This window comes from Streptomyces sp. NPDC018610 (assembly GCF_044391765.1).
Taxonomy (GTDB): domain Bacteria; phylum Actinomycetota; class Actinomycetes; order Streptomycetales; family Streptomycetaceae; genus Streptomyces.
Genome location: NZ_JBISAL010000005.1, coordinates 60,065 through 85,943 on the forward strand (window position 1 = coordinate 60,065; position 25,879 = coordinate 85,943).

The window sequence follows — 25,879 nt, forward strand, 5'->3', positions numbered from 1 at the left end:
CGGCCGGCCCACTCCCCCGATCGGGTGGGCCGGCCGCTCGGCCGCCCGCTACCCGCCCGCGTGGGCCCTCTTCAGGGCGGCGATGTCGAGCTTGCCCATGGCGAGCATCGCCCGGGTGGCGCGGGCCGCTTTCTCGGCGTCCGGGTCGGAGATCATCTCGGCGAGCCCGTCCGGGACGACCTGCCAGGACACGCCGTACTTGTCCTTGATCCAGCCGCACGGGCCGGGTTCGCCGCCGTCCTCGGTGAGCCTGGCCCAGTAGTGGTCGACCTCCGCCTGGTCGGCGCAGTGGATCTGGAAGGAGATCGCCTCGTTGAACGTGAACTGCGGGCCGCCGTTCAGCGCGATGAACCGGTGGCCGTTGGCCGTGAAGTCGACGACGACCACGGAGCCGGCGGGGCCGGGGCCGGCCTCGGTGGAGCGGCTGATCCGGCCGATGGCGGACTTCTCGAACACCGAGACGTAGTAGTGGGCGGCCTCCTCGGCCTGTCCGTCGAACCAGAGGCAGGTGGTGAATCCTTCGTCGGCCATGGGGTGCTCCTGAGGGTGCGGGGTCGCTGCCACATGTATCGACCGCCGTGCTCCCCGAAACTCATCGCTCCGCCGCCGATTTCCGACAGATCCGCTGGTCCGCGCGCCTGCCGACGGGCGCTTCGCCCGTGGCGAATCTGCCGCGGGCAGAGAAACCGCCTCGGGGTCCCGGCCCTGGCCGACAGTGGTGGCGACGGCATCCACGCCACGAGGAGGAGACCCGATGACACCACCGACCGCGTTCGCGCCACGGGCCGAGGAGGGCGACACTGCGCCCAGCCGCTTCGACGACCACCTCGCGGCCCAACTGCTCACCCAGCGCATCGTGTTCCTGGGCACCCAGGTCGACGAGGTGTCGGCCAACCGGGTGTGCGCCCAGCTGCTGCTGCTGTCCGCCGAGGACCCGCGCACCGACATCAGCCTCTGCATCAACAGCCCCGGCGGCTCCGTCACGGCCGGCCTCGCCATCTACGACACGATGCGGCTCATCCCCAACGACGTGTCCACGCTGGCGATGGGCTTCGCGGCGAGCATGGGCCAGTTCCTGCTGACCGTGGGGACGCCCGGCAAGCGGTTCGCGCTGCCGCACGCGCGGATCATGATGCACCAGCCCTCGGCGGGGATCGGCGGCACCACCGCGGACATCGAGATCCAGGCGGAGAACCTGGAGTACACCAAGCGGACCATGGAGCGGCTCACGGCGCGGCACACCGGGCAGAGCGAGGAGACGATCTCGCGCGACGGCGACCGGGACCGCTGGTTCACCGCCGAACAGGCCATGGAGTACGGGATGGTGGACCGGGTGGTGGAGTCGCTGGACGACGTCCGCCCGGCCACGTCCCGCCGACGGATGGGGCTCTGACATGGGGTCGTACACGGTTCCGTACGTGATCGAGCGGACCGCGCAGGGCGAGCGGTCCTACGACGTGTTCAGCCGGCTGCTGAACGAGCGGATCATCTTCCTCGGCACCGAGATCGACGACGGGGTCGCCAACGTCGTCATCGCGCAGCTCCTGCACCTGGAGTCGTCGAACCCGGAGCACGAGATCGCGATCTACCTCAACTCCCCCGGCGGATCGTTCACTTCACTGATGGCGATCTACGACACGATGACGTTCGTGCAGTCGCCGATCTCCACCTTCTGCGTGGGTCAGGCGGCCTCCACGGCGGCTGTGCTGCTGGCGGGCGGTGACCCGGGGCGGCGGTTCGTGCTGGACCACGCGCGCGTGTTGCTCGGGCAGCCCGCCAGCGGCGGCCGGCAGGGCACGGTCTCCGACCTCGCGCTCCAGGCCAAGGAGATGGTCCGGGTCCGCGCGCAGGTCGAGGAGGTGCTGTCCCGGCACACCGGGCGCGACACCGCCGCGCTGCGCGCCGACATGGACCGTGACAAGGTGTTCACCGCGCGGGAGGCGGTGGCGTACGGACTGGCCGACGAGGTGCTGAGCCGCCGCCTCGCGATGGTCTGAGGCGCCGGCCGACCGGCGGTGCGCCCCGCCTGCCGACCGGCTCCGCGGCGCGCCCCGCCTGCCGGCCGGCTCCGCGGTGCGTGCAGGTCGCCGGCCGGCGCGGCGGTGCTCAGGCCGCGAGGCAGAGCCCGTCGAAGCGGGAGCCGGACGGGCCCCGGCCGCGGCCCGCGGTCAGGCTGGTGATCCGGACCAGCTCGCCCTGCGCCAGCGCCAGCAGGTCGGCGAGACCGAGGCCGAGGGCCTGGGCCGCGGCCGCCAGGACCTCCGAGGAGGCCTCCTTGCGGCCGCGCTCGACCTCCGACAGGTACGGCATCGAGATCCGCGCCGCGTCCGCCACGTCCTTGAGAGTCCGCTCCTGGGCCAGCCGCTCACGGCGCAGCACGTCACCGACGAGATCGCGCCAGAGGGGTTCGCGCACGGCGGGCCGCGCGGCGCGGTCCTCGGGCCGACCGGAGACCGGCCGCTCGCTCTCCGGACGGCCGGAAACCGCGCGTCCGGACACCGCGGGGCCGGACACGTGACGCCCCGACACCACTCGGCCGGTGGCCGGACGCCCGGCCACCGGGCCGCCGGAGAGCGGGTGTTCGGGAGCCGGGCGGGCAGGGACGGGCCGTCCGGGGGCCGGGGCGGTCTGCGCCGGGCGGGTGCTCCCCGGGCGGGCGGCCGGCGGGCGCAGGGGGACGACGCGGGCTTGGTTCGGCGCTTGGTCGGTCATCTTCCCAGCCTAGGAGTCCCGGACGCGGAGGGAAGGGCGCGGAATTCCGCCCTCGGTGAATCACCGGCGCGCAAGAGGCGGAGGCGGCGCCTCGGGACACCCGCGACGACAACGAGGAGCCGTACGGCCGAGCCGGCCCCCGTCACCCGGGCACGCCGGCCGCCGAGCCGGCCCGCACCGCCGCGGCGCTCCCCGCACGAGCCGATCACGGCGGCCCGGCCGGGGCCCACCGTCCGGACCGGGCCGCAGGCGTCCTTTTCGCGCCGCGCGGGCACACGGTGGGCATGCGCCGCGTCACCCGGGGTATCCGCAGGGCAGGCCCCGCCGGGAACCAGGGGCCCGGCACGACGCCGTACGAACCGGCGGCCGCCGACGGGCATGGCTTCCCGCGTCTCGGGTACTCGGGGGTGCCGGGGCCGGTCGGCGCCGGCGCACAACCGCTGCACAGACATGTACATGAAGGCCGAAGAGGCAGGGGTCGAACCGTGACTTTCGCAGGAGAGGCAATGGACACCGCCGTGACCCGGTCCGACGCGACGGCCGAGGAGACCCGGAGGAACGGGACGGACGGCGCGCCCGTGCCGACGGTCACGGACCCCCGCTCGGTCGCCCCGCGCGACGCGCGCGAACTGTCCCGGCACTTCTTCCGGCGCCTGACCGAACTCGAAGAGGGCACCCACGAGTACCAGTACGCCCGCAACACGCTCATCGAGATGAACATGTCGCTGGTGCGCTTCGCGGCCGGACGGTTCCGCAACCGCAGCGACGACATGGAGGACATCGTCCAGACCGGGATGATCGGCCTGATCAAGGCCATCGACCGGTTCGAGCTGTCGCGCGAGGTCGAGTTCACCTCGTTCGCCCTGCCGTACATAGTCGGTGAGATCAAGCGCTTCTTCCGGGACACCACCTGGGCGGTGCACGTGCCGCGCCGGCTGCAGGAGCTGCGCGTGGAGCTGGCCCGGGCCCGCGAGGAGCTCTCCAGCCGTCTCGACCGCGACCCGACGGTCGCCGAGCTCGCCACCTTGATGAACCTCTCCGAGAACGAGGTGATCGAGGCGCAGATCGCCTCCAACGGCTACAACTCCTCGTCCCTGGACGCCGCCCTCACCGGGGACGGCCCCGAGGGCGGCGAGGCGGTGCTGGCCGACTTCATCGGCGTGGAGGAGCACGGGATCCGGCTCGTCGAGGACTTCCACGCGCTCGCCCCGCTGGTCGCCGGGCTCAGCGACCGGGACCGGCAGATCATCCATCTGCGGTTCGTGGAGGAGGCCACCCAGGCCGAGATAGGGGAACGGCTCGGCTGTTCGCAGATGCACGTCTCACGTCTGATCAAGCGGATCATCACGCAGCTGCGCCAGGGCATGCTGGGGGACCTGGGCCGCGCCTGACCCGCACCGGAACGCGGCGGCCGAGAGGAGCGGCGGGCTCAGTCGTCCTGGAGGCGCACCCGGGCGCGGACCCGTTTGCCGACCGGGACCCGGTCGGCGGTGACCTCGGCCGCCAGGGCGTGCACGATCTCCAGTCCGTGCCGGCCGATGCGTTCCGGGTCGCGGGGGTAGCGGCGGGGCAGCGACCCGTTGCTGTCGTACACGCACACGCTCACGGTCGTGTCCGTGCCCTCCAGCTCCAGGATGTACGGTCCGTCGCTGTGCCGGTCCGCGTTGGTGACCAGTTCGCTCACCACCAGCAGCAGGGCCTCGCCGGAGCGGGGGCCGATCGGTGCGCACCACTCGGTCCTCAGCTCGTCGAGGAAGTGCGCGGCGAAGGAACGCGCCTCGGCGATGCAGCCGGGTTCGCCGGTGTAGTGCGTCGCCCGCCGAAGCGGTTCCACGGGTACGTCGAAGCCAGTGGGTATCACTGCCCCGTCCGGGTGCTCGATCATGCGTTTCTCTCTCGGAAGCCGGTCCGACCGGACGCTACTGCACCTGTCCTGTTACCCAAAGCCGCGCCCGGCAGTCCCCGGCGGTCCGCCGACGCGGACGGACCTCCCGGCGGGCGTGGGGCCGGGGCCCTGCTTAGCGTGACAGCGTGAGCCGCCCACCGAATCCCGCCCCGTCCCCCGGTCCCCCGCAGGCGCCGGTCACCGCCCGTCCCGGCTGGGTCCTGGCCCTGGCCACGGTGCTGGGCGCGATGGTCGCCATGGGCGCGGTGGCGGCGCTGGGGCTGTGGGCGGCGGGCGCCGCGGACCTGCCCGACACCGCCTTCCCGAGGGTGGTCGTGGCGACCGTGGTCACGGCGGTCGGCGGGAGCATGGAGCTGTCGGGCGACGCGGGCGTACTGGCCGAGACCCACGCCGGGGTCACGGTGATGCCGCTGTCGGTCACGCTGACCGGGGCGCTCGTCGTCGGCGCGGGTTTCCTGCGCCCCTGCGGGCGCCGGACGGTGGCCGGGGCGCGGCAGCTGGCCTGGTGGGCGGCCCGGATCGCCGTCCTGTGGGCGGTGGCCCTCATCGCTCTGGCGTTCGCCGCCCGCCAGACCTTCGCCGTCGACCTCGGCGACGGGGTGCTCGGGGCGATCGGCTCTCTGTTCGGCGCGGAGCCCGAGGTGGGCTTCACCACCGATGTGCCGCTGACGGTCGCGTTCGGGCTGCTGTGGCTGGCGGGCGTGCTGGCGATCGCCCTGCTGGCGGCGCGCGGGGCGCCGGTACCGGTGCGGCTGCGCCGCCCGCGTGCCTCGGTGCGTCCGGTGGCGTACGCCATGGTCGTGCTGCTGCTCACGTACGTGGTCGTGGGTCTGGTCGTCGCGCTGGTGACGGCGGCGGTGCGCGGCCACGCGGCCCGGACGTTCGCCCTGGTTCTGCTCGGGCTGCCGAATCTGGTGTGGCTCGCGCTGACCATCGGTCTGGGCGCCACCTGGAAGGGCAGGGTGGACGGCCCCTTCGGGCTGCCGGTGCCCCACCTGCTCGACGAGGTGCTGCGCACGCCGGACGTGTCCACGCTCAACCTGGGCACGCTCGCCGAGCACGACCACCGGGTGTGGTGGCTGGTGACCGTGGACGCGGTCCTGTTGCTGGCCGCCGCCTTCCTGGCGGCGGCGCGTTCCCCGGCCCGGCTGCGCCTGTGGGAGCACGCCCTGCGGATGGCCGTGGCGCTGGTGCTGACGGTGCTGCTGATCTGCCTGTCGGGCCGGATCTCCGCGCACTACGGGCTGTCCCTGCTCGGCATCGGCGACGTGGGCGGCGGGCTGTCCGGGGAACTGCTGCTGCGTCCACGGCTGTGGGGCGCGCTCGGCCTCGCCGCGCTGTGGGGCCTGGTCACCGGGCTGCTGGGCGCGCTTCCGGCCCGCGTGGTCCGGCGGCGCCACCGGGCCGTGCGGGAGGCGGCCGGCGGTCGCTGAGCCCGTCATCGCGGCGGGGCCGTCAGCCCATCGGCAGCAGGAGTGCCGGGAGGGTCCGCTGCATGCGCAGGGCGTCCACCGACTCGGCGAGCAGTTCGTACTCGGTGGTGTCGTCGCCGGCGGCGATCCGCACCAGGCGTCCGCCGGCCAGCTCGTCGGCCACGAGTTCCTGGCGGACCGGGTCGGCGCACCAGGCGCGCAGGATGCCGGGCACGTCGGTCACGGTCTCCGGGACGGGGACGAGGGCGCCCGTGGGGACGTAAGGGGTCTCGGGGCCGGGGTCGAGCCGCTCGGCGATCCAGGAGGCCCGGTCGCGCAGCCACCACAGGGCCAGTGCCAGGGTGGGGGCCCGGTAGGTGCCGAGCGGGACGCCGATGCGGCGGCCGCCGCACACGCCGTACCCGGTGACATGGCACAGGAATTCGTCGTGCACTGCTCCTCCCCCGTGGCATGGTTCGCCTGCTGGTCGTGCCTCGCTCCCGGTGCGGCTCCTGTGCGGTGAAACGTCCCTGACGTTCGAGTATGTTGACTCCTGAAACAGTGTCACCACGACTTTCCGGCCAGTCTCCTGGCATATTCCGCGGGCCGGTTGGCCAAAACCGCGCGGACCGGCCGCCGACCGGGCATTACCCCTGCGGTAATCGACCCCTCCCCCGCCGCCCGGGCATGGTGGAGCCATCGGATCACCGGTCACGGAGATCCGAATCCCGATCGAAACCGACGCCCTCGATGGAGGCTGATTTCCCATGTCCGCACAGACCGACCGTTACGAGAGCGCCGTCGCCCGTTACCTGGAGGCCTGGAACGCGAGCGGCCAGGAGGCGCTGGAGAAGGCGGTGTCGGCCGCCTGGACCCCGGACGGCAGCTACACCGACCCGCTCGCCGACGTCAGCGGACACGAGCAGATCGCGGCGCTGATCACGGCAGCGCAGGGGCAGTTCCCGGGCTTCGCCTTCCGGCTCAGCGGGGCCGTGGACGGCCACCACGACACGGCGCGCTTCACCTGGGAACTGGTGAGCGCGGCGGACGGTTCCGCTCCGGTCGCCGGGTTCGACGTGATCACCCTGGACGGCGAGGGCCGGATCCGGACCGTGCTCGGGTTCCTCGACCGGGTGCCGGCCGGGGCCTGAGCAGCCCGCCGCCCGCCCCGGCGGCGGGCGGCGGACACACAGGACGGCGGACGGCCGTCCACCCCACGGGGGAGGGTGGACGGCCGTCCGCCGTCGCCCGGACACCGCCGGGGCGACCCACCGGGGCGCGGGCCCGCCGCGGTGGCCGCCCCGGCGGGGCCGTCACCGGCGTACGATCGCGTCGATCCGGGCGAGTTCCGCCGCGTCGAAGTCGAGGTTGCGCGTCGCGGCGACGCTGTCCTCCAGCTGCCGCGGGCTGCTCGCGCCGACCAGGGCCGAGGTCACCCGGCCGCCGCGCAGCACCCAGGCCAGCGCCAGCTGGGCCAGCGACTGGCCGCGGGACTTGGCGATCTCGTCGAGGGCGCGCAGCCTGCCCACCAACTCCCCCGTCACAGCGTCGGAGTCGAGGAAGGGGCTGTCGCTCGCCGCGCGGGAGTCCTCGGGGATGCCGTCGAGGTAGCGGGCGGTGAGCAGGCCCTGCTCCAGCGGGGAGTAGGCGATGGAGCCGATCCCCAGCTCGTCGAGCGTGTCGAGCAGTCCCTGCTCCTCGGGTCGCCGGTCGAGCATCGAGTAGCGCGGCTGGTGGATCAGCAGCGGGGTGCCCAGCTCGCCGAGGATCCGGGCGGCCTCGCGGGTCTGCTCGGCGGAGTAGTTGGAGACGCCGACGTAGAGCGCCTTGCCCTGCTGCACCGCCGAGTGCAGCGCGCCCATCGTCTCCTCCAGCGGAGTGTCCGGGTCGGGGCGGTGCGAGTAGAAGACGTCGACGTAGTCCAGGCCCATCCGCTTCAGGCTCTGGTCGAGCGAGGACAGCAGGTACTTGCGCGAGCCCCATTCGCCGTACGGGCCGGGCCACATCAGGTAGCCGGCCTTGGTGGAGACGACCAGCTCGTCGCGGTACGGCGCGAAGTCGGCCCGCAGCGCCTCGCCGAGCGCGGACTCCGCGGCGCCGGGCGGCGGGCCGTAGTTGTTGGCCAGGTCGAAGTGGGTGACGCCGAGGTCGAAGGCGCGGCGCAGGATGGCACGCTGGGTCTCCGCGGGGCGGTCCGGGCCGAAGTTGTGCCACAGGCCGAGCGACAGCGCGGGGAGCTTCAGGCCGCTGCGTCCGGTGCGCCGGTAGGGCATGTCGGCGTAGCGGTCGGGGTGGGCGGTGTACAACGCGACTCCATGAGGGGTGGGGCACACAGATGACCGGTTCCGGCACAGCCGGATCCGTCTCCCACTCTCGCGCGACCTGCGTGCAGTGGTCCAACAGAAGAATCCGATGGAATTGAGCGGATAGGCTTCTCAATCATGGAACTGCGCCACCTTCACCACTTCGTCGCCGTCGCCGAGGACCAGCACTTCACCCGGGCGGCGGAGCGCCTGATGGTGTCCCAGTCGGGTCTGTCGGCGTCGATCAGGGCGCTGGAGCGGGAGCTGCAGACCACGCTGTTCGTGCGCACCACCCGCCGGGTCACCCTCACGGAGGCCGGGCGGGCGCTGCTCGGCGAGGCGGAGCGGATCCTCGCACAGGTGCGGGCGGCGCACGAGGCGGTGGCGGCGGTGCAGGGCGTGCTGCGCGGCACGCTCTCGCTGGGCACCGAGCAGTGCATCGCGGGGGTGCATGTGGCCGGCCTGCTCGCCGCGTTCCGGCGGCGGCACCCGGACGTGGAGGTCCGGCTGCGGCAGGCCGGGTCCGGGGCGCTGGCGGAAGGGGTCGCGGCCGGCCGGCTCGACCTGGCGTTCGCCTACCGGACGCAGCCGGACACCGACCAGCTGCGCTCGGTGGCCCTGGCGGGCGAGCCGCCGACCGTGCTGTGCCACCCGGGGCACCGGTTCGCGGCGGCGGGCGCGGCGCTGGGCCCGGAGGACGTGAGCGGCGAGGTGTTCGTCGACTTCCACCCGGACTGGGGCCCGCGCCGCACCACGGACGCGGCCTTCACCGCCGCGGGCGTCCGGCGCACGGTGGCCCTGGAGGTCAACGACGTGCACAGCCTGCTCGACCTGGTCGACGAGAACCTGGGCATCGCGGTGGTCCCCCGGCACTTCCGGCACAAGCGGCCCTCGCTCGCCGCGCTGCCGTTCAAGGGCGTGGGCGAGACGGCGTACGAGACCGTGGCGCTGCTGCCCGCGGAGCAGGCCACCAGCCCCGCGGCCCGCGCCCTGATCGAGCTGCTGGAGGCCGAGGGCTCGTTCTCCCGGGACGTCCTGCCCTCCTGACCCCGCCGCCTCGCGGGCGCGCCCTCCCGGCGACCGCGGCCGGGATTCCGGACGCGCGAGCGGCCGCGATGCGCGATGGTGGACGCATGCATGCGAAGGACATCCTCATCGAGGGCTACGGCCGCATCCAGGAAGAAGTCCACTCCGTCGTCGACGGCCTGTCCGCCGACCTGTTGAACGCCCGCCCCGCCGACGACGCCAACTCCGTCGCCTGGCTCCTGTGGCACCTCGCCCGGGTGCAGGACGACCACTTCGCCGAGGCGTTCGACCTCGAACAGGTGTGGCTGTCGCAGGACTGGGAGAAGCGCTTCGGGCTCGGCCTGGGCCGTACCGACACCGGGTACGGGCACACCCCGGCCGACGTCGCCGAGGTGCGGGTCGCCTCCGGCGACCTGCTGACCGGGTACTACGACGCCGTGCACGAGCAGAGCCTGCGGGCGCTCGGCGGCCTGGCCGCCAAGGACCTCGAACGCGTCGTCGACGAGGGCTGGGACCCGCCCGTCACCCTGGGCGCGCGCCTGGTCAGCGTCCTGTCCGACGATCTCCAGCACGTCGGACAGGCCGCCTACGTCAAGGGGCTGCTTCAGAGCGCGGAGGCGTAGCCCGGCAGGATCACGTCCTCGATGAGGGCCCTGCGCTCGTCGAACGGGATGAAGGCGCTCTTGACGGCGTTCACCGTGACGGTGCGCAGGTCCTCCACCGTCCAGCCGGCCTGCTCGACCAGCAGGGACATCTCCCGGGTCATGGTCGTGCCGGAGACCAGGCGGTTGTCTGTGTTGAGGGTGACCCTGAAGCCGAGGTCCTTCAGCACGGTGATGGGGTGGTCGGCGATGGAGGTGGCGGCGCCGGTCTGCAGGTTGGAGGTCGGGCACATCTCCAGGGCGATCCGGCGGTCGCGCACCCAGCCGGCCAGGCGGCCGAGCTTGCCGCCGACGATGTCGTCGGTGATGCGCACGCCGTGCCCGATGCGCTGGGCGCCGCACACCTGGAGCGCCTGGTGGATGCTGGGCAGGCCGTGCGCCTCGCCGGCGTGGATGGTGAACGGCACGCTCTCGCGGCGCAGGTGCTCGAAGGCGTCAAGGTGGTCGGCGGGCGGGAAGCCGTCCTCGGCGCCGGCGATGTCGAAGCCGACCACGCCCGCGTCGCGGTAGGCGACGGCCAGGTCGGCGGCCTCGCGGACCCGGTCGAACATGCGCATCCCGCACAGCAGGGTGCCGACCCGGACGGGCGTGCCGGCGGCGGCCGCCTTGGCCATGCCGGCGGCCAGGCCCTCCTGCACGGTCTCCACGACCTCGGCGAGCGACAGCCCGCCGTCGGTGTTCAACTCGGGGGCGTAGCGCACCTCGGCGTAGACGACGCCGTCGGCGGCGAGGTCGAGGACGTACTCCTCGGCGACCCGCAGCAGGCCCTCGCGGTGCTGCATGACCGCGAGGGTGTGCTCGAAGGTGGCTATGTAGCGCACCAGGTCACCGGAGTTGGCCGCCTCGTAGTACCAGGCGGCGAGCTCGTCGGGGTCGTCGGTGGGCAGGGTGTGGCCGACCGCGTCCGCGAGTTCGACGACGGTGGCGGGGCGCAGGCCGCCGTCGAGGTGGTCGTGCAGCACGGCCTTGGGGAGCCGGCGGAGGGTGTCGGTGTCGATGCTGGGCGCGGTCATGGGTGTTTCCTCGGGCAGGTGGGTGGTCAGTCGGTGGCGGGCTGGAGCAGGTCCCAGCGGTTGCCGTAGAGGTCCTGGAAGACGGCGACGGTGCCGTACGGCTCGTGGCGCGGCTCCTCCAGGAAGGTCACGCCGGCCGCTCGCATCCGGGCGTGGTCGCGGGTGAAGTCGTCGGTGTGCAGGAAGAAGCCGACGCGTCCGCCGGTCTGGTCGCCGGTCCGGGCGCGCTGCGCCTCGCCCTTGGCGCGGGCCAGCAGCAGCGCGGAGCCGGAGGCCCCGCCGGGTTCCTCCGGTCCGGGGGCGACGACGACCCACCGGGAGCCGTCCGGGCGCGCGGCGTCCTCGACGAGCCGGAAGCCGAGGGCCTCGGTGTAGAAGCGGATCGCCTCGTCGTAGTCGTCGACGACGAGGGTGACCAGGGCGATGCGTCTCATCGGGGCCTTTCGGGACGGGCGATCGACGGGTGAGGTTATACGTAAAACGTCATGGACGCCAGTCCGCTTCCCGGGATGCGTGCGCAGGGGTCCGGCCGGCCCGGTTCCGCCGCCGGGCGGTACAGGCGGTGCGGATGGTTCCGCGGACTCACCCGGGGGAACCCCTTTCGTCACCCATGGCGCACGCGCCCCGTCGCCCCCGGCGCGCGCCACGACGAGACCCACAGGAGCTGAGCACGATGCCCGAGCGGCCCAGGATTGGGGAGACTCCCGCCCGCCAGAACGTCAGCTTCCCGAGCGCGGGGGCCACCGCCCACGGGTATCTCGCGCTGCCGCCGTCCGGGAGCGGCCCGGGCGTCCTCGTCATCCAGGAGTGGTGGGGCCTGACGGACCACATCGCCGACGTCGCCGACCGGCTCGCCGCGGCGGGTTTCGTGGCGCTGGCGCCCGACCTGTACGGCGGCAGCGTCGCGCACGACAGCGACGAGGCCGGCCGGATGATGAAGGCGCTGCCGGTCGCCCGCGGCGTCGAGCTGCTCTCCGGCGCGGTGGACCACCTGCTGTCGCTGCCCGAGGTCACCTCGGACACGGCCGGCGCGGTCGGCTTCTGCATGGGCGGCGGCTTCGTCCTGTACCTGGCTGCCGTCGAACCGCGGGTGAGCGCGGCGGTGCCCTTCTACGGCGTGATCCGCGGCGAGCTGCCCGACTTCTCCGCCCTGCGCGCCCGGATCCTCGGCCACTACGGCGAACAGGACGGGAGCATCCCGCCGCGGAAGGTGGACGAGCTGCGCGAGACGATCCGCGAGCAGACCGGCGCGGCCCCGGACCTACGGCTCTACCCGGCCGGCCACGCCTTCTTCAACGATCGCCGGCCCACCCACGACCCCGGGTCGGCCGAGCGCGCCTGGCGGAGCACCGTCGAGTTCCTGCACGAACGGCTCGGCTGAGCGGCGACGCGAGAGGGGCCCCGGTCGGACGGCCCGGGCCTGCGGCTCGCCGGCCGGCCGGACGGCCCGCCCGGGGCGGGCGGGCCATCCCCTGTTCACACCGCCCGTCCCCCGGCCGTCCCGCGGCCGGGGCTCAGCTCGCGAACGGCACCCGGGCCTCGGCGACGGCACCGGCGCCCGCCGGATGCCGCCACAGCCCCTGGGCGGCCAGGCGCGGCGGCACGCCCTCGCCGGGGTGCCGGACCGGTGTCCGGCCGGCATCTCGGCGAGGAGCGACTTCCGCCTTGCGCGGCGCTGTGACGACGTATCACGTTCCGGTGGACGAAGTGGCTCTGCGGGTTCCGGGCGAGGCCGGCGTCGGCGGCGCCGAGCAGGCGGAAGACCTCCGCGACGGTCGCGGCGCCGGCGTCCGCGCCGCCTTGCCCGGTAGGCACATGTGCGGTCACGGTGCTCAGCTCGCCGCGGCCAGCAGCGGGGTCCGGCCGAGGGCCGCCGAGAACTGGTCGATCACCTGGGCGAGGGCCTCGTTCGCCGCGGGCTCGACGGACAGGGCGCCGTCCTCGTGCAGGGTGACGTCCTTGTCCAGGGTGAACCAGCCCTGCACGATGTGCGCCGCGCCCATGGAGGTGAGGACGGGACGCAGGGCGTAGTCGATGGCGAGGACGTGGGCGACGGAGCCGCCGGTGGCGAGCGGCAGCACCGTCTTGCCGGTGAGGGCGTACTGCGGGAGCAGGTCGAGCAGCGCCTTGAGGACGCCCGAGTACGACGCCTTGTAGACGGGGGTGCCGACGACGACCCCGTCGGCACGGGCGAACAGTTCGGTGGCCTCGACGATCGCCGGGTGACGGAAGTCCGCGCCGAGCAGAGCCTCGGCGGGGACGGTGCGCACGTCGAGCGGTATGACGTCATGGCCCTGGGCGATCAGCCGCTGGTCGAGGTGGCGCAGCAGGCGGTTGGTGCGCGAGGAGACGGAGGGGCTGCCGGAGACGGACAGGATCGTGGCCATGGGAATCCTCATTTCTGGGGCTGCGGGGCGGGCACCGCCGATGGGGCCGGGTTGGGGGGCCGGCGGGCGGTGCCGGCGGTGTGACGGCGTCGCCCGCCGGGCGGTGGGCGGGGTGTGGCACGTCAGGCAGGCACCAGGGCGTCGGCGGGGCCGGGGGCGGGCAGCCGGGCCTCGCGCGACGGTGCCGCTCGTCGTGTTCGAGCCAGGGCCCGCCGAGCGCGGTGAGCTGCTGCTTTAACCGTCCGGAGACGATGTGCACGGCGAACCGGCCGCCGGACAGGTGGCCGGCGGTGGCGCCCAGTTCGGCGGGGGCGGGCATGCGGAACTCCTGCTCGCGTGAAAGCGCGGGATATTCGGGGGCCTTCTGGACAGCGATGTCTTTCACGCGCGCGCCGAATTCACCCCGGCACGACGGAAAGGCGCGCGGGGCGGGTGGAATTCGGGCGGCGCGGTGAACGCGCGGCGCGGCGGCCGTTCGGGAAAAGCCGCGTACGCGGGCGGGAGAACCGGCGGCGGATCAGGCCGCGATGCGACAGGAGGCGCTGGAGACACGCGCGAGGTCGACGTGGCGTCGCCGCGTGAGGACCAGTCGCATCTTCATGCCGTCGATCGTGGCAGCCGCCGGTGAGGCCGGTCAAGGAAAACCCGACCGGTCTCGTATCGCGGACCATTGGAATTCATGAAGGTGTGACAGCAAAACCCTTGAGCGGGCCGCGGAAAAGCGCGCACTGTGCCGCGGTGCGAACAGAACAGCTCGAATACATCGCGCGGAGACGGGCGAGCCGCCGGCCGCCGAGGGCCTCGGGGCGACCGTCCTGCCCAAGTGCAGCGTCCTCCGGGATCGGCTGGAGCGGCAGGACCTGATCATCCGCCGGCCGGTCGCCGGGGACGGCACACGGGTGCCGCTCATGCTCCAGAGGCGCCGGGCGGAGCCCGTGCCGCGGGCGGCACGAGACCTGCACGAGGTCTTCGTGCGCACGGCACGGGAACCGGCCGAGGACGCCGGCCTCCCGCGCCGGACCCCCCGGCCGCTCGGCCGGTGCCGTCGGTCGACGTCGTCGGTCGGCGTCCTCGGCCGGGTGTCGCCAGTCGGCGTCCTCGGCCGGGTGTGTCGTCAGTCGGTGTCGGAAGAGGGCACCACGACGAGGAAGGCGTCGTCCTCCAGATCCATCACCACGGTCGCGGGCTGCCCCTCCGCCCTGCGTCGTGCCGCGTACTCCTCCGCGGGCCACGATCCGCGCGGCGACCCCGCGGGAAACCGTTCCAGCACCTTCGCACCCATACCGGCCGACACCTCCGCGTCTCGTCACCCACTGCCCGAAAGGGGCAGACCTCGTACGATCCGCCTGCCCGCTGACGGCGGGAGCATGTACGCGCCCGTCCGAAGCCGTCCGGCGACCGTCTGCGCTCGGTCAGTCCGGCGGGATCAGCCAGGGGTCCAGCGGCAGCGGACTGCCGGTCTCGATGAGGGACTTGAGGTTGGAGAGCACCGCGGGCCAGCCGTGCGACGCCTGCGCCAGTTCCGCCTCGTCCGCGAGGTCCTCATGGGTGACGGTGAGCCGGACGACGTCGCCGTGCGGCCGGATGGCGAAGGTCACCCGGGAGGGGCGTCGCCGCTCCTCCCCGCCGGGCGCCGACCAGGTGGTGACCAGCCGGGTGGGGCGCTCGGCGGCGACGACGGTCCCGACGACGTCCGCGATCCGGGAGCCGTCCGTGCGCAGGTGTTCCCAGCGGGAGCCCGGCTCCCAGTCCGAGACGTTGCTGTGCCCCCAGTAGGCGGCGGTCAGGTCGGCGTCCGTCAGGGCGTCCCAGACCGTCTCGGGCGTGCTCTCGATGTAGATCACGTAGACATGGCTCAGCCGGTCGGTCATGGCGTCCTCGGCGGCGACGGGGCGGGGCAGTGCAGTCTCTCCCGGCCCTGCCCGCCGTCCCGGCACGCGGACCTCGTCCGCGTGTCGACCCGGCCGGGCGGGCCCGCCGGTCGAACCGCGAACCCGCCTGCCTGCCTGCCTGCCGTCAGCCGACGTCGAGCGCCGTGTCGTCGAGGACGAACGACGTCTGCAGCTTGGAGCCCTCGGTGCCGGTGAACCTCACGGTGATCTTCTGCCCGGCGTAGGCGCCGAGGTCGAAGCTGCGCCGGGTGTACCCGGACGCGGCGTCGAGGTTGGAGTAGGTGGCCAGAGTGCTCAGCACGGTGCCGGAGCTGTTCAGGACCTGCGTCTTGAGGGTGTCGTAGGCGGTGGCGGTCGTGGTCTCCGCGGTGTCGACGTGCAGGTAGAAGCTCAGCGTCGCCCCGCAGCCGGCGGGGACGGTCACCGACTGGGAGAGGGTGTCGGTGGTGGCGACGCCGTTGCCGTCGAGCCAGGCGTAGTGCGAGCCCGAACGCGCCTTCTCCCCGGTGGAGTCGGTGATGACGCCGCTGGTGGCGCTCCAGGTCGAGTCGCCGGACTCGAAGCCGTTGTCGCCGAGCAGCTGGGCAGCGGTGCAGGAGCCGGTGCCGGGGTCGCCGCCGCCGCTGTCGGCGCCCGAACCGGCCAGCCAGGCGGTGGCGTTGAGGGCGAGGGCGGCGTTGGTGGCGCCGGAGTCGTTCCAGCCGTCGTAGAGCGTGTTGCCGGACTGGCCGGTGCCGTCGTCGATGGGCGAGCTGTCGCCCCAGAAGGCGACGCGGCCCTTGCCGAAGGCGCTGGTGACGAAGAACGCCCCGGTGTTGCCGGAGTATCCGCCGCGGTAGACCAGGCCCTTCACGGCGGAGTTGTCGGACGGCTTGAGCGTGGCCGTGGTGCCGTTGGCGAACAGGCTCTTGGTGACCGTGCCGAAGGAGCCGTGCAGCACGGGGTCGCCGCTGTCGCCGATCGCCGCCGGGTAGCCGGAGTCGATGTTCAGCGAGTCGATGGAGAAGCCGAACGGGTCGGTGGAGTCGACGCTGTTGTTGCTCATCAGGTCGTTCAGGATCTGCACCGAGTCCTTGCCGTCGTTGTTGCGGTCGGACCCGGTGTGGTCGGAGATCATGAACAGTCCGCCGCCGTTCTTGACGAAGTTCATGATGGCGGTCTTCTCGGCCGCCGTGAACACCGTGTTCGGCTCGGGCAGGACCAGCGTGTCGAAGTTCGACAGGTCGGTGGCGGACGAACCGCCGTAGGCGAGGCTCGAACCGGACGGCAGCGTCTTGAGGCTGTAGCCGCCGGTCTTCTGCAGGGCGACACCCCAGGAGGAGAGGGCGCCGGTCCAGTCCTTCTCGGCGGACGGGGAGGAGTTCTGGCCGAGCGGGTCGGGCTGGCTGGTGGAGATGATCCAGTCGGCGTTGCCGGCCGTCTCGGCGTGGGCGTTGTCGAACAGGACGCGATGGGTCGTGGCGGCGGTGGCCGCGTGGGCCGGCGCGGGACCGGCGGAGAACTGCAGGGCGGCCGAGGCGGCGAGCAGCCCGAGCGCGGTCAGAGCGGTGGGGAGCCTGCGGGGGGACCTTCTGTATCCGAGCATCCGGCGGACCTCCGAGTGGGGTGAGGGGGCGGTGCGGGTGCTGCTCTGCGCGCGTAGAGCAGTCGAGCGGGTCGAAGTGTTCTACACGCGTCGACTGATTGAAAGGTACATGGCATAGCTGAACGGTGAACAGAAAGTCCCGGCAATGACACGAACGGAGTGGCCGAGGTCCCAGCGGGCATGCGAACACCGCAAGGGCGTACGACGAAGAGGGGCGAAGATGGAGATCAGCGGCATCATCAGTGCCATCGTCATCGGCATCATCATCGGTGTCCTGGGACGGCTCGTCGTCCCGGGCCGACAGCACATCGGCGTCCTCTGGACGATCCTGATCGGCATCGTGGCGGCGCTGATCGGTGCGGCCATCGCGAGCGCGCTCGGGGTGGACGACACCAAGGGCGTCGACTGGATCGAGTGGCTCATCCAGATCGCCCTGGCCGCGGTGGGCGTGGCCGCGCTGGACCGGGCGAAGACGGCACGCCGCTGAACTCGGGCCGCCGAGGGGCGCGCCGCGGGACGGCGGCGACGCGCGCGGGGGCGGGCCGGCCGTTCACGTACGGCTCGGCCCGCCCCCGCGCCGAAGCGGACGACGCCCTACGTCCGCCGGCCGTCACGGCCGGCGGACGTAGGGCGTCGTCGTCGTGAGCGCGGCGAACCCGAGGCGCTCGAGGACGGGACGGCTCTGGTCGGAGGCGTCGACGTGGAGGTGGCGGTAGCCGCGGTCGGCGGCGACACGGGCGCGGTGGGCGACCAGGGCGCGGTAGACGCCGCGGCCCCGCCAGCCCTCGACGGTCCCGCCGCCCCACAGGCCCGCGAACCCCGTACCGGCCGTCAACTCCATGCGGCCCCCGCTCACCGGCTCGTCACCGGCGAGGGCGACCACGGCGACGAACGTGTCCGGATCGGCGGCGAGCCGGGCCAGGACGCGGTGGCGCAGCCGGGAGCCGTCCGTGCCGAAAGCCCGCTCGTGCGCGGCGACCAGCAGGTCGACGCCGGCGGCGTCGGTGACGGTGCTCAGCCGGACCCCCTCGGGCAATGCGGCGTCGAGGTCCAGGTCCGCGATCTCGGCGACCATCAGCGTCTCCGCCGGCCCGGGGGCGAAACCGGCCGCCCGGAGCCGCCGGCCCAGGTCGGCGGGCCGGTCGTGCCCGTACAGCTTCCACTCGAAGGCTTGGCCCAGCCCGCCGAAGCGGGCGATCTGCTCGGCGATCGCCGCGTCGGCCCGCTCGGCGTCCAGCGCCGACCACAGCACGCCGTTCCAGTCCTGGTCGCTGTCGCCGACCTGGCGCACCACGTCACCGACGCGCTCGATACGCGCCCCGGGGTCGTCGGGCCGGGCGCCTTCGCGCAGCGTCTGGTCGTAGCGGGCGAGTACGGCGGCGTGATCCATGGGCCCACCCCAGCAGACCGTCCCGCCCGCGGCAACGGGATCACGGGACGGGCCCCACCGTCACGTCCTGGACGCGGTGGGGCCCGTCAGCGGGGCCCGGGTCCGCTTCAGCGGACGGCGCCGGGCCTGAAGCGCCGGTACAGGACGGCTCCGCCGAGCAGGAGCGCCGCGCTCGCCGCGGCGGCGGGCAGGGTGGCGTCCGCACCGGTGTGGGCGAGCGAGGGCTCGGTGCGCGGCGCGGCCACGGGGTGCGGCAGCGGCTCGGGCGCAGGCTTCGGCGCGGTCCGCTCCGGCGGCGCGGTGGGCGCGGGCCGGTCCACGGAGCCGTTCGTGGACGTGTTGCCGGTGGCCGGGTTGCCGACCCCCACCACGTTCACGCTGTTGCCGGTGACGTTCACCGGGACGTGCACCGGGAGCTGGACGACATTGCCGGAGAGCACCCCCGGCGAATCCTTTCCGCTCGCCTGTGCGGCCGCTCCCCCGGCCGAGGGCGCCCGATCCTCCCCGGCGGACGCGTTGGCGCAGTGGTTGCCCGCGGCGGGGTTCAGCAGACCCACCACGTTCACCGTGTTGCCGCACACGTTCACCGGGATGTGCACCGGGAGCTGAAGGGTGTTGCCCGAGAGCAATCCCGGCGAGCCGACGGCGGCGCCGTCCGCCGCGGCGCCGTCGGAGGCGAACGCGGCGGACGCCGGCACCGCCATCACCATCGCGCCTGAGGCGGCGGCGACGGCGATCACACCGTTTCGGGTAACCCGTTTCATAGGTTCTGTGCCTTCCAGACATGGTCGCGGGCGCTCGCCCGCACCGGGTAGAACGCCGGCGAACGATCGGGGTTATGGCCGACCGGCCTTTCACCCCTTCGGGCGGCCCCGTTTTCGAATGCCGCGCCCAGCCTCGTACGGACGGCCGACGGGGCGGGGCGCCGCACCGCCGGGAGGCGGCCTTCGCGGGGGCCGCTTATGGTGTTCGAGGGCGTTGTCCCGGTCCGCGGTGACGCGTCCCTGGAGGCGACGATGCCGGTGAAGCTGTCGACGCGGTTCGCGGCCCGGCGTCGCGCGGGCGCGGGAGCCGTCGCACTGACTCTGCTGGGCCCGGTCCTGCTCGGCCCGGCGCCCTGGGCGGCCGCCGCGAACGGCGGGCAGCCCGGCCTGGAGCGCTTCTACCGCCAGAAGGTGACGTGGTCGGCGTGCGAGGCGGGCGCGCCGAAGGACCTGCAGTGCGCGAAGGTCACCGTCCCCGTCGACTACGCCCGCCCGGGCGCGGGCACCCTTGACCTGGCCCTGGCCCGCTACCGTGCGACGGGACCGTCCAAGCGGGGTTCGGTGGTGCTGAACTTCGGCGGTCCCGGCGGCTCGGGCGTCTCCGAACTCGCCTCCGACGGCAAGCAGTTCATGGACCTGACCAACGGCTACGACGTGGTCTCCTTCGACCCGCGGGGCGTCGGCAGGTCCTCCCCCGTCAGCTGCGGCGCGGAGCCGGGCGGGTCCTCCTCGGACACCGGCGGCACGGCCACGGGCGACCTGCGCGACGCGCGGGCCGCGCGCCGGGCCCTGGACGAGTGGAAGAAGGTGGCGGCCGACTGCGCCCGGCACTCGGGCCCGGTGCTGCCCCACATAGGCACCGTCGACGCGGCCCGCGACCTGGACGTGATGCGCCAGGCGCTGGGTGACAAGAAGCTCAACTACCTGGGCTTCTCCTACGGCACCCGGCTGGGCGCGGTGTACGCCGCCGAGTTCCCGGACAAGGTGGGGCGGGTGGCCCTCGACGGGGTGGACACACTGACCGAGCCTTTGGCGGAGCAGGGCCGGGTGGCGGTGGAGGGCCAGCAGACGGCGCTGGACGACTTCCTCGACTGGTGCGTGCAGGACATCGCCTGCCCCTTCGGCCAGGACCGGCGCCGGGCCGGCGACCAGGTGACGCAGCTCGTCCGGTCGCTCGACGAGAACCCGGTGCCCACGGGTTCCGGCGGCAAGCTGTCCGGCCAGGACCTGGTGGGCGCGATCGGCCAGGCGCTCTACAGCAAGTCGCTGTGGCCGTCCCTGGAGCGGGCGATCGCCTCACTGGTGGAGGACGGGGACACCCGGGGCATCCAGGCCTTCTCCCCGACCGGGACCGGCGGCCCGGCCCCCGCGGTGCGGCAGCGCCTCGCGGCCCGGCCGGGCGGCGGGCTGGTGGACACCGGGCAGGTGCCGCCGGACAACATGGTCGCGGCGATGATGGCGATCGACTGCGCGGACGACCCGGACCGGCCCGGCGCCGCGCGGATCACCGCGGACCTCGGCCGGCTGGGCGCCGAGTACGAGGAGGCCTCCCCCGTCTTCGGCCGGTACCGGCTCAACGAGCTGCTGATGTGCTACGGCCGGCCCGCCGGCACCGACTTCATCCGCGACGAGGTGAAGAACCTGCACACGGCGAAGATGCTGCTCGTGGGCACGCGCGGCGACCCGGCGACGCCGTACCGGTGGACCGTGGAGACCGCCCGCCGGCTGGGCTCGCCGGCCGTGGTGCTCGACAACCGGGGCGACGGCCACACCGGGTACGGCTCCTCCTCGTGCGTGCACCGCAAGGTGGACGACTTCCTGCTCTACGGTTCCCTGCCGCCCGACGGCAGCTCCTGCGCCGCGGACACGCCGCCGGACATCGGAGGGTGAGGGGGCGGCGGCGGGCACGGGCCGTCGACGCGGCTCCAGGGCCGGGCGACGGGGCCGCCGCCTGGGCCGGAGCGCCGGTGGCCCCGGTCTGCGGGAAACCGGGCGTCGGCGGGCTCCGGCCCCGGACGGGCGCGGGTGCCGTGACCGCGACCGCGACCGCGACCGATCCGATCGCCCCATCGGCCTCACCGGCCACGTCGGCCTCCGCCTCGGCCAGGGGTACGGCGTCGTGCTCGCCCACGGCACGGTGCTCGGCGGGTGACCGTGCCGTGCCGGGGCGCCGGCCGGGGAGACCGCCCTCGGCCGGCGGCCCCGTGCCGCCGAGCTCAGCCGGTGACGATCTCCGGGCTGTACAGGTCCAGCCACAGGGCCAGGTCGAGGGTCTTCTCCAGGCCGCGCCGGGCCGCCTGGGTGCCGGCCGGCACGTCCCGGTGGGCGGCCTCGCGCACCCGCTCCCGGTCGACCAGCTCGAACACCGGGTGCCCGGGGCGGGCGAGCAGGTCCCTGACGTGGGCCTGCAGGGCGCGCGCGTACTCGGGGTCCTGGGTGGACGGGTAGGGGCTCTTGACCCTGTCGTACACGGACTTGGGCAGCAGGTCGGCGGTCGCCTCCCTGAGCAGGCTCTTCTCCCGGCCGTCGAACGACTTCAGGGACCACGGCGCGTTGTAGACGTACTCCACGAGCCGGTGGTCGCAGAAGGGGACGCGGACCTCCAGGCCCACCGCCATGCTCATGCGGTCCTTGCGGTCCAGCAGGACGCGGACGAAGCGGGTCAGGTGCAGGTGGCAGATCCGCCGCATCCGGTACTCGAAGTCGCTCTCGCCGTCGAGGCGGTCGACGCCGGCGACGGCGGTGCGGTAGCTCTCGGCGACGTACGCCGGCAGGTCGAGGGCCTGTGCGAGGTCCGGCCGCATGACGTCGCCGTCGTCGCCGAAGTCGCGCTGGTAGCGGACCAGCCAGGGGAAGGTGTCGGCGCGGCGCGCCTCCTCGTCGAAGAACTGCTGGTAGCCGCCGAACACCTCGTCGGCGGACTCGCCGGAGAGGGCCACGGTGGAGTGGTCGCGGATACTGCGGAACAGCAGGTACAGCGACGCGTCCATGTCGCCGAAGCCCATGGGCAGGTCGCGGGCGCGCAGGACCCGCGCCCGGACCTCCGGGTCGGCGAGGGTCTGCGAGTCCAGGACGATGTCCTGGTGGTCGGTGTCGGAGGCCTCTGCCACGTCGTGCACGAACGGGGTGTCGGGGGTGGCCCGCAGCTCGTCGGCGACGAAGCGGTCGGTCTGGCCGACGAAGTCGACGGCGAAGCTGCGCACCTTCTCGCCGCGCTCGGCGAGTTGCCGGGCGGCCAGCGCGGTCATGGCGGAGGAGTCCAGCCCGCCGGAGAGCAGGGTGCAGCGGGGCACGTCGGCGACGAGCTGGCGGCGCACGATGTCGTCCAGGAGGGTGCGGACGGTGGCGACGGTGGCGTCGCGGTCGTCGGAGTGCGGGCGGGTCTCCAGCCGCCAGTAGGCGCGGGTGCGGTGGCCGGTGCGGTCGACGGTGACGACCGTGCCGGGCTCGACCTCGCGCATGCCGTCCCACACGGCGTGCCCGGGGGTCTTGACGAAGGTGAAGAGCTCGCGCAGGCCGTCGAGCGTCACCCGGCGGCGGGCCAGCGGGTTGGCGAGGATCGCCTTGGGCTCGGAGCCGAACAGGACGCCGTCGGGGGTCGGGTGGTAGTAGAAGGGCTTGATGCCCATGCGGTCGCGGATCATGACGAGCCTGCCGTGGCGGCCGTCCCAGACGGCGAAGGCGTACATGCCGTTGAGCCGCTCGGCGACGGCGTCGCCCCACTCGAGGTAGCCGCGCAGGACGACCTCGGTGTCGGAGTCGGTGGTGAAGCGGTGGCCGCGGGCGGCGAGGTCGGTCCGCAGTTCGGTGAAGTTGTAGGTCTCCCCGGAGTACACGAGCGCGACCGTGCCGTCCGGGGTGGCGGCGGTCATGGGCTGGCGCCCGCCGGGCAGGTCGATGATGGCGAGCCTGCGGTGGCCGAGGGCCGCGGGACCCTCGGCCCACGTCCCGCGGTCGTCCGGGCCGCGGCAGGCCATCGTCTCGGTCATCGCGTCCAGCGTCGCGGCCTCGGCGCGCAGGTCGCGGTCGAAGGAGATCCAGCCGGTGATGCCGCACATGTCATAACCTCCTGGCGAACCAGTTGCATGTTGCACCTACATGACGAGCGTGTGTCACCGGTGGCGGGCCGGTCAACGCGGCCGTGACCCGAACGGCCTTGCCGACCCCGCGCTTTCGGCCGCTCTTTGCTTCCGCGACACCCGCACGGACGCCCGGCGCCAGGGGCGGCACGCCGGAATCCGGCCGCGGGCAAAGTCTTTCCCAACACCGCGCCGCGTCCGGCCGGACACCCGCGTCGCATGCGATCCGGCGGACCAGGGCGGGCCGGACACCCGCGTCGCATGCGCTCCGGCGGACCAGCGCGGACCCGGTGGAACCGGTGGAACCGGCCCCGTGACAACCGGGTGGCCCCAGCAACCAGTTACCCCGCACCGGGCGTCCCGATTACTCCAAATGCCCGATACCTGAATCCGCCCTATGGTTCTGTCATGGAGCACGATCTGAGTCCCGCGACCCTTGCCGAGCTGCGGCGTCCGCGCAGCTACCCCGCGGTGTCCGTGCTGACGCCGACGCACCGCCGGGAACCCGACAACGCCCAGGACCGCCTGCGGCTGCGCAATGCCGTGACCGAGGCGAAGAAACAGCTGGAGAGCGACCCGGCGGTCACCCGGGAGCGGCGGGCCGACGTCGAGCGCCAACTCGAACAGGCCCTCGCCGAGGTGGACCTGACCTACGCCGAGGACGGCCTGCTGATCTTCGCCGCCCCGGGTGAGCACCAGGTGTGGTCGCTGGGCCGCAGCGTGCCGGAGCGGGTGGTCCTCTCGGACACCTTCCTGACCCGCAACCTGGTCTCCGCGCACGCCGCCGAGCGCCCCTTCTGGGTGCTGTCGCTGGCCGCCGACCGCGTGACCCTGTGGAGCGGCGGCGGCGGCCGGGTCACCGAGGACCGCGTCGGCGGCTTCCCGCGCACCCGGGACCTCGCGGAGAACTTCGACGCCGAACGGCAGGAGCAGATCGGGGACGCGCCGAGCACGTTCCGCGACGAACGCACCCACCGGTTCCTGCGCGAGGCCGACACGGCGATGAGCGCGGTGCTGCGCCGTCACCCGCGCCCGCTGTACGTCACGGGCGAGCCGGGGGCGCTGGCCGTCCTCGACGAGCTGGGCGGCGTCGCCCGCGACGCGGTGCACGTCCCGCACGGCGGTCTGGCGCACGGCTCCCCCGACGCCGTGTGGCGGGCGATCCGGCCGGTGCAGGAGGAGCAGGCCCGCCGGGAGACGGAGGCCGTGGCCCGGGAGCTGGAGGCGGCCCGGGGACGCAAGGAGTTCGCGGCCGGAGTCGACGAGCTGTGGCGCACGGCCCGGGAGGGCCGGGTACGGCTGCTGGCCGTCGAGGAGAACTGCCGGGTTACGGTGCGCGACGACGCCGGCGACCACCTGGTCCCGGCCGAGGGCGGGGACCTCGACGCCCGCGAGGACATCGTGGACGAGATCGTCGAGCGATGCCTGGAGACCGGGGCCGAGGTCCGCTTCGTCCCGGACGGCATGCTCGGCCATGAGCAGGGCATCGCCGGGGTGCTGCGCTACTGACACCTCCCGGATCCCGCCCAGGGCCCCTCGTTCGGCGTCTACGCTACGCGTGCGTGATCATCGGCGAGGAGGGAGTGCGCGCGTGGGTGACCTGCTGGGCGTGGCCGTGCTGGGTGCCGGGCACATGGGAGCCGATCACATACGGCGCCTCGACCAGGTGGTGAGCGGGGCCAGGGTGGCGGCGGTGGCCGACCCGGACACCGACCGGGCGGCCGAGGCCGTGGGCGCGATCGAGGGGGTGTCCGTGCACGCCGAGGCGGCGGCCGCCCTGGACGCCCCCGGCGTCGACGCGGTGCTGGTCGCCTCTCCCGGACCCGCGCACGAGGAGGCGCTGCTGGCGGCCTTCGAGCGCGGGCTGCCGGTGCTGTGCGAGAAGCCGATGGCGCCCGACTCGGCCGGCGCGCTGCGGGTCGTGGAGGCCGAGGCGCGCCTCGGGCGACGGCTGGCCCAGATCGGCTTCATGCGGCGCTACGACGCCGGCTACCGGCGGCTGAAGTCGCTGCTGGACGGCGGTGGGCTGGGGCGTGCGCTGATGCTGCACTGCGTCCACCGCAACGTCTCCTCCCCGCCGCACTTCACCAGCGCCATGCTGATCAACAGCTCGGTGTCGCACGAGATCGACGCCGCCCGCTGGCTGTTGGCGCAGGAGCTGACGGCGGTGACCGTGCTGCGCCCCGCCGCCTCCTCGGGCGCGCCCGAAGGGCTGGTGGACCCGCAGTTCGTCCTGTTCGAGACGGAACGGGGCGCGCTGGTGGACGTGGAGGTCTTCGTCAACTGCGGTTTCGGCTACCAGGTGCGCTGCGAGGCCGTGGGCGAGGCGGGCAGCGCCCGGATCGGCGACGACCACGGGATGGTCGTGACCGCGCGGGGCGCCGCGCGCGAGGAGGTGCCGCAGGACTATCTCGTGCGCTTCGCCGACGCCTACGACCGCGAGGTCCAGGCGTGGGTCGACGCCAGCCGGCGCGGGCAGGTAACCGGCCCCGGCGCTTGGGACGGCTACGCCGCCTCGGCCGTCGCCGAGGCGGGCGTCCGCTCGCTGCGGGACGGCGGCCGGGTGACCATCGGCCTCGCCGACCGCCCGGACCTGTACGCGCCGGCCGGCCGCTGAGACCGGCGGCCGCCGAGACGGGCGGCCGGCGCGCCGAGGCGGCGTCCTGACGGCCGAGGCAGGCGCCCGGCGGCTCGGGACGGTGGAGGGACGGCGGGCCCGGCGGGCCGGTGACGCCCGTACCGCCGGTG

At 73.7% G+C, this 25,879-nt stretch carries 27 protein-coding genes and 1 pseudogene; 12 read left to right on the plus strand and 16 right to left on the minus strand.

The features are described 5' to 3' along the window. Positions 1-48: 48 nt before the first annotated feature. On the minus strand, positions 49-531 hold the full coding sequence (locus ACH5A8_RS14420) for a VOC family protein (protein ID WP_399001628.1): 483 nt from the start codon (positions 529-531) through the stop codon (positions 49-51). Between the two features lie 223 nt (positions 532-754). On the opposite strand from ACH5A8_RS14420, the gene ACH5A8_RS14425 reads away from it, so the two are divergent. Both ACH5A8_RS14425 and ACH5A8_RS14430 read left to right on the plus strand, forming a co-directional pair. After that, positions 755-1,393, plus strand: coding sequence for an ATP-dependent Clp protease proteolytic subunit (locus ACH5A8_RS14425; protein WP_399001630.1), 639 nt, complete (start codon positions 755-757; stop codon positions 1,391-1,393). Position 1,394: 1 nt separating this feature from the next. Beyond that, positions 1,395-1,997 carry a ClpP family protease gene (locus ACH5A8_RS14430; protein WP_399001632.1) on the plus strand — a complete coding sequence of 201 codons (603 nt, stop codon included), beginning with the start codon at positions 1,395-1,397 and terminating at the stop codon, positions 1,995-1,997. Positions 1,998-2,106: 109 nt separating this feature from the next. Here ACH5A8_RS14430 and ACH5A8_RS14435 read toward each other — a convergent pair whose 3' ends face one another. After that, entirely contained in the window at positions 2,107-2,499 is a 393-nt protein-coding gene (locus ACH5A8_RS14435) for a helix-turn-helix domain-containing protein (RefSeq protein ID WP_399002382.1), read from the minus strand. Between the two features lie 719 nt (positions 2,500-3,218). Between ACH5A8_RS14435 and ACH5A8_RS14440 the strand changes: the two genes are divergently transcribed. After that, positions 3,219-4,103, plus strand: coding sequence for an RNA polymerase sigma factor SigF (locus ACH5A8_RS14440; RefSeq protein WP_399001634.1), 885 nt, complete (start codon positions 3,219-3,221; stop codon positions 4,101-4,103). A 38-nt stretch (positions 4,104-4,141) separates the two neighbouring features. On the opposite strand, the gene ACH5A8_RS14445 is transcribed toward ACH5A8_RS14440, so the two are convergent. Then, on the minus strand, positions 4,142-4,597 hold the full coding sequence (locus ACH5A8_RS14445) for an ATP-binding protein (RefSeq protein WP_399001637.1): 456 nt from the start codon (positions 4,595-4,597) through the stop codon (positions 4,142-4,144). 146 nt (positions 4,598-4,743) lie between these two features. Here ACH5A8_RS14445 and ACH5A8_RS14450 point away from each other — a divergent pair, with 146 nt between their 5' ends. After that, entirely contained in the window at positions 4,744-6,051 is a 1,308-nt protein-coding gene (locus ACH5A8_RS14450) for a streptophobe family protein (protein ID WP_399001639.1), read from the plus strand. Between the two features lie 22 nt (positions 6,052-6,073). Here ACH5A8_RS14450 and ACH5A8_RS14455 read toward each other — a convergent pair whose 3' ends face one another. Then, positions 6,074-6,484 (minus strand): hypothetical protein, encoded by a 411-nt coding sequence (locus ACH5A8_RS14455; protein ID WP_399001641.1) that lies wholly within the window; start codon positions 6,482-6,484, stop codon positions 6,074-6,076. 313 nt (positions 6,485-6,797) lie between these two features. Between ACH5A8_RS14455 and ACH5A8_RS14460 the strand changes: the two genes are divergently transcribed. Next, a complete protein-coding gene (locus ACH5A8_RS14460; RefSeq protein WP_399001643.1) occupies positions 6,798-7,181 on the plus strand; it encodes a nuclear transport factor 2 family protein in 384 nt (127 codons plus the stop codon). 162 nt (positions 7,182-7,343) lie between these two features. On the opposite strand, the gene mgrA is transcribed toward ACH5A8_RS14460, so the two are convergent. Next, positions 7,344-8,336 (minus strand): L-glyceraldehyde 3-phosphate reductase, encoded by a 993-nt coding sequence (gene mgrA / locus ACH5A8_RS14465; RefSeq protein WP_399001645.1) that lies wholly within the window; start codon positions 8,334-8,336, stop codon positions 7,344-7,346. A 135-nt stretch (positions 8,337-8,471) separates the two neighbouring features. Between mgrA and ACH5A8_RS14470 the strand changes: the two genes are divergently transcribed. Further along, complete coding sequence (locus ACH5A8_RS14470) at positions 8,472-9,380, plus strand: LysR family transcriptional regulator (protein ID WP_399001647.1); 909 nt, start codon at positions 8,472-8,474, stop codon at positions 9,378-9,380. 86 nt (positions 9,381-9,466) lie between these two features. Then, positions 9,467-9,982, plus strand: a complete 516-nt coding sequence (locus tag ACH5A8_RS14475; RefSeq protein WP_399001649.1) for a DinB family protein — start codon at positions 9,467-9,469, stop codon at positions 9,980-9,982. Here the strand turns inward: ACH5A8_RS14475 and ACH5A8_RS14480 are convergent. Together ACH5A8_RS14480 and ACH5A8_RS14485 are read right to left on the minus strand one after the other, a co-directional pair. Continuing rightward, positions 9,964-11,034, minus strand: a complete 1,071-nt coding sequence (locus ACH5A8_RS14480) for an adenosine deaminase (RefSeq protein WP_399001651.1) — start codon at positions 11,032-11,034, stop codon at positions 9,964-9,966. The two genes, ACH5A8_RS14475 and ACH5A8_RS14480, sit on opposite strands and share 19 nt — an antisense overlap. Positions 11,035-11,060: 26 nt before the next feature. Then, on the minus strand, positions 11,061-11,468 hold the full coding sequence (locus tag ACH5A8_RS14485; RefSeq protein ID WP_399001653.1) for a VOC family protein: 408 nt from the start codon (positions 11,466-11,468) through the stop codon (positions 11,061-11,063). Between the two features lie 239 nt (positions 11,469-11,707). Here ACH5A8_RS14485 and ACH5A8_RS14490 point away from each other — a divergent pair, with 239 nt between their 5' ends. Further along, complete coding sequence (locus ACH5A8_RS14490; RefSeq protein ID WP_399001655.1) at positions 11,708-12,415, plus strand: dienelactone hydrolase family protein; 708 nt, start codon at positions 11,708-11,710, stop codon at positions 12,413-12,415. A gap of 451 nt (positions 12,416-12,866) precedes the next feature. Here the strand turns inward: ACH5A8_RS14490 and ssuE are convergent, their stop codons facing one another. From ssuE to ACH5A8_RS14520, 6 genes and pseudogenes are all read right to left on the minus strand, one after another. Continuing rightward, complete coding sequence (ssuE, locus tag ACH5A8_RS14495) at positions 12,867-13,421, minus strand: NADPH-dependent FMN reductase (protein WP_399001658.1); 555 nt, start codon at positions 13,419-13,421, stop codon at positions 12,867-12,869. A gap of 172 nt (positions 13,422-13,593) precedes the next feature. Next, positions 13,594-13,728, minus strand: a pseudogene (locus ACH5A8_RS14500) (dimethyl sulfone monooxygenase SfnG); the annotation flags it as partial. A 210-nt stretch (positions 13,729-13,938) separates the two neighbouring features. Beyond that, complete coding sequence (locus ACH5A8_RS14505) at positions 13,939-14,022, minus strand: putative leader peptide (RefSeq protein ID WP_399002384.1); 84 nt, start codon at positions 14,020-14,022, stop codon at positions 13,939-13,941. A 513-nt stretch (positions 14,023-14,535) separates the two neighbouring features. After that, positions 14,536-14,703: a hypothetical protein gene (locus ACH5A8_RS14510; RefSeq protein ID WP_399001660.1), complete on the minus strand. Its 168-nt coding sequence runs from the start codon at positions 14,701-14,703 to the stop codon at positions 14,536-14,538. A gap of 130 nt (positions 14,704-14,833) precedes the next feature. Then, positions 14,834-15,292 (minus strand): SRPBCC family protein, encoded by a 459-nt coding sequence (locus tag ACH5A8_RS14515; RefSeq protein ID WP_399001662.1) that lies wholly within the window; start codon positions 15,290-15,292, stop codon positions 14,834-14,836. Positions 15,293-15,437: 145 nt separating this feature from the next. Next, positions 15,438-16,898 (minus strand): hydrolase, encoded by a 1,461-nt coding sequence (locus tag ACH5A8_RS14520; RefSeq protein ID WP_399001664.1) that lies wholly within the window; start codon positions 16,896-16,898, stop codon positions 15,438-15,440. A gap of 220 nt (positions 16,899-17,118) precedes the next feature. Between ACH5A8_RS14520 and ACH5A8_RS14525 the strand changes: the two genes are divergently transcribed. Continuing rightward, positions 17,119-17,385, plus strand: coding sequence for a GlsB/YeaQ/YmgE family stress response membrane protein (locus ACH5A8_RS14525; RefSeq protein ID WP_399002386.1), 267 nt, complete (start codon positions 17,119-17,121; stop codon positions 17,383-17,385). Positions 17,386-17,508: 123 nt separating this feature from the next. Here the strand turns inward: ACH5A8_RS14525 and ACH5A8_RS14530 are convergent, their stop codons facing one another. Both ACH5A8_RS14530 and ACH5A8_RS14535 read right to left on the minus strand, forming a co-directional pair. Beyond that, on the minus strand, positions 17,509-18,288 hold the full coding sequence (locus ACH5A8_RS14530) for a GNAT family N-acetyltransferase (RefSeq protein WP_399001666.1): 780 nt from the start codon (positions 18,286-18,288) through the stop codon (positions 17,509-17,511). A 107-nt stretch (positions 18,289-18,395) separates the two neighbouring features. Continuing rightward, positions 18,396-19,052 carry a chaplin gene (locus ACH5A8_RS14535; protein ID WP_399001668.1) on the minus strand — a complete coding sequence of 219 codons (657 nt, stop codon included), beginning with the start codon at positions 19,050-19,052 and terminating at the stop codon, positions 18,396-18,398. Positions 19,053-19,304: 252 nt separating this feature from the next. Here ACH5A8_RS14535 and ACH5A8_RS14540 point away from each other — a divergent pair, with 252 nt between their 5' ends. After that, complete coding sequence (locus tag ACH5A8_RS14540; RefSeq protein ID WP_399001671.1) at positions 19,305-20,942, plus strand: alpha/beta hydrolase; 1,638 nt, start codon at positions 19,305-19,307, stop codon at positions 20,940-20,942. A 326-nt stretch (positions 20,943-21,268) separates the two neighbouring features. Here the strand turns inward: ACH5A8_RS14540 and asnB are convergent, their stop codons facing one another. After that, entirely contained in the window at positions 21,269-23,110 is a 1,842-nt protein-coding gene (asnB, locus tag ACH5A8_RS14545; protein ID WP_399001673.1) for an asparagine synthase (glutamine-hydrolyzing), read from the minus strand. 429 nt (positions 23,111-23,539) lie between these two features. On the opposite strand from asnB, the gene ACH5A8_RS14550 reads away from it, so the two are divergent. Next, complete coding sequence (locus tag ACH5A8_RS14550) at positions 23,540-24,640, plus strand: chemotaxis protein (protein WP_399001676.1); 1,101 nt, start codon at positions 23,540-23,542, stop codon at positions 24,638-24,640. 82 nt (positions 24,641-24,722) lie between these two features. Further along, positions 24,723-25,748: a Gfo/Idh/MocA family protein gene (locus ACH5A8_RS14555; RefSeq protein WP_399001678.1), complete on the plus strand. Its 1,026-nt coding sequence runs from the start codon at positions 24,723-24,725 to the stop codon at positions 25,746-25,748. Positions 25,749-25,879: the final 131 nt, after the last annotated feature.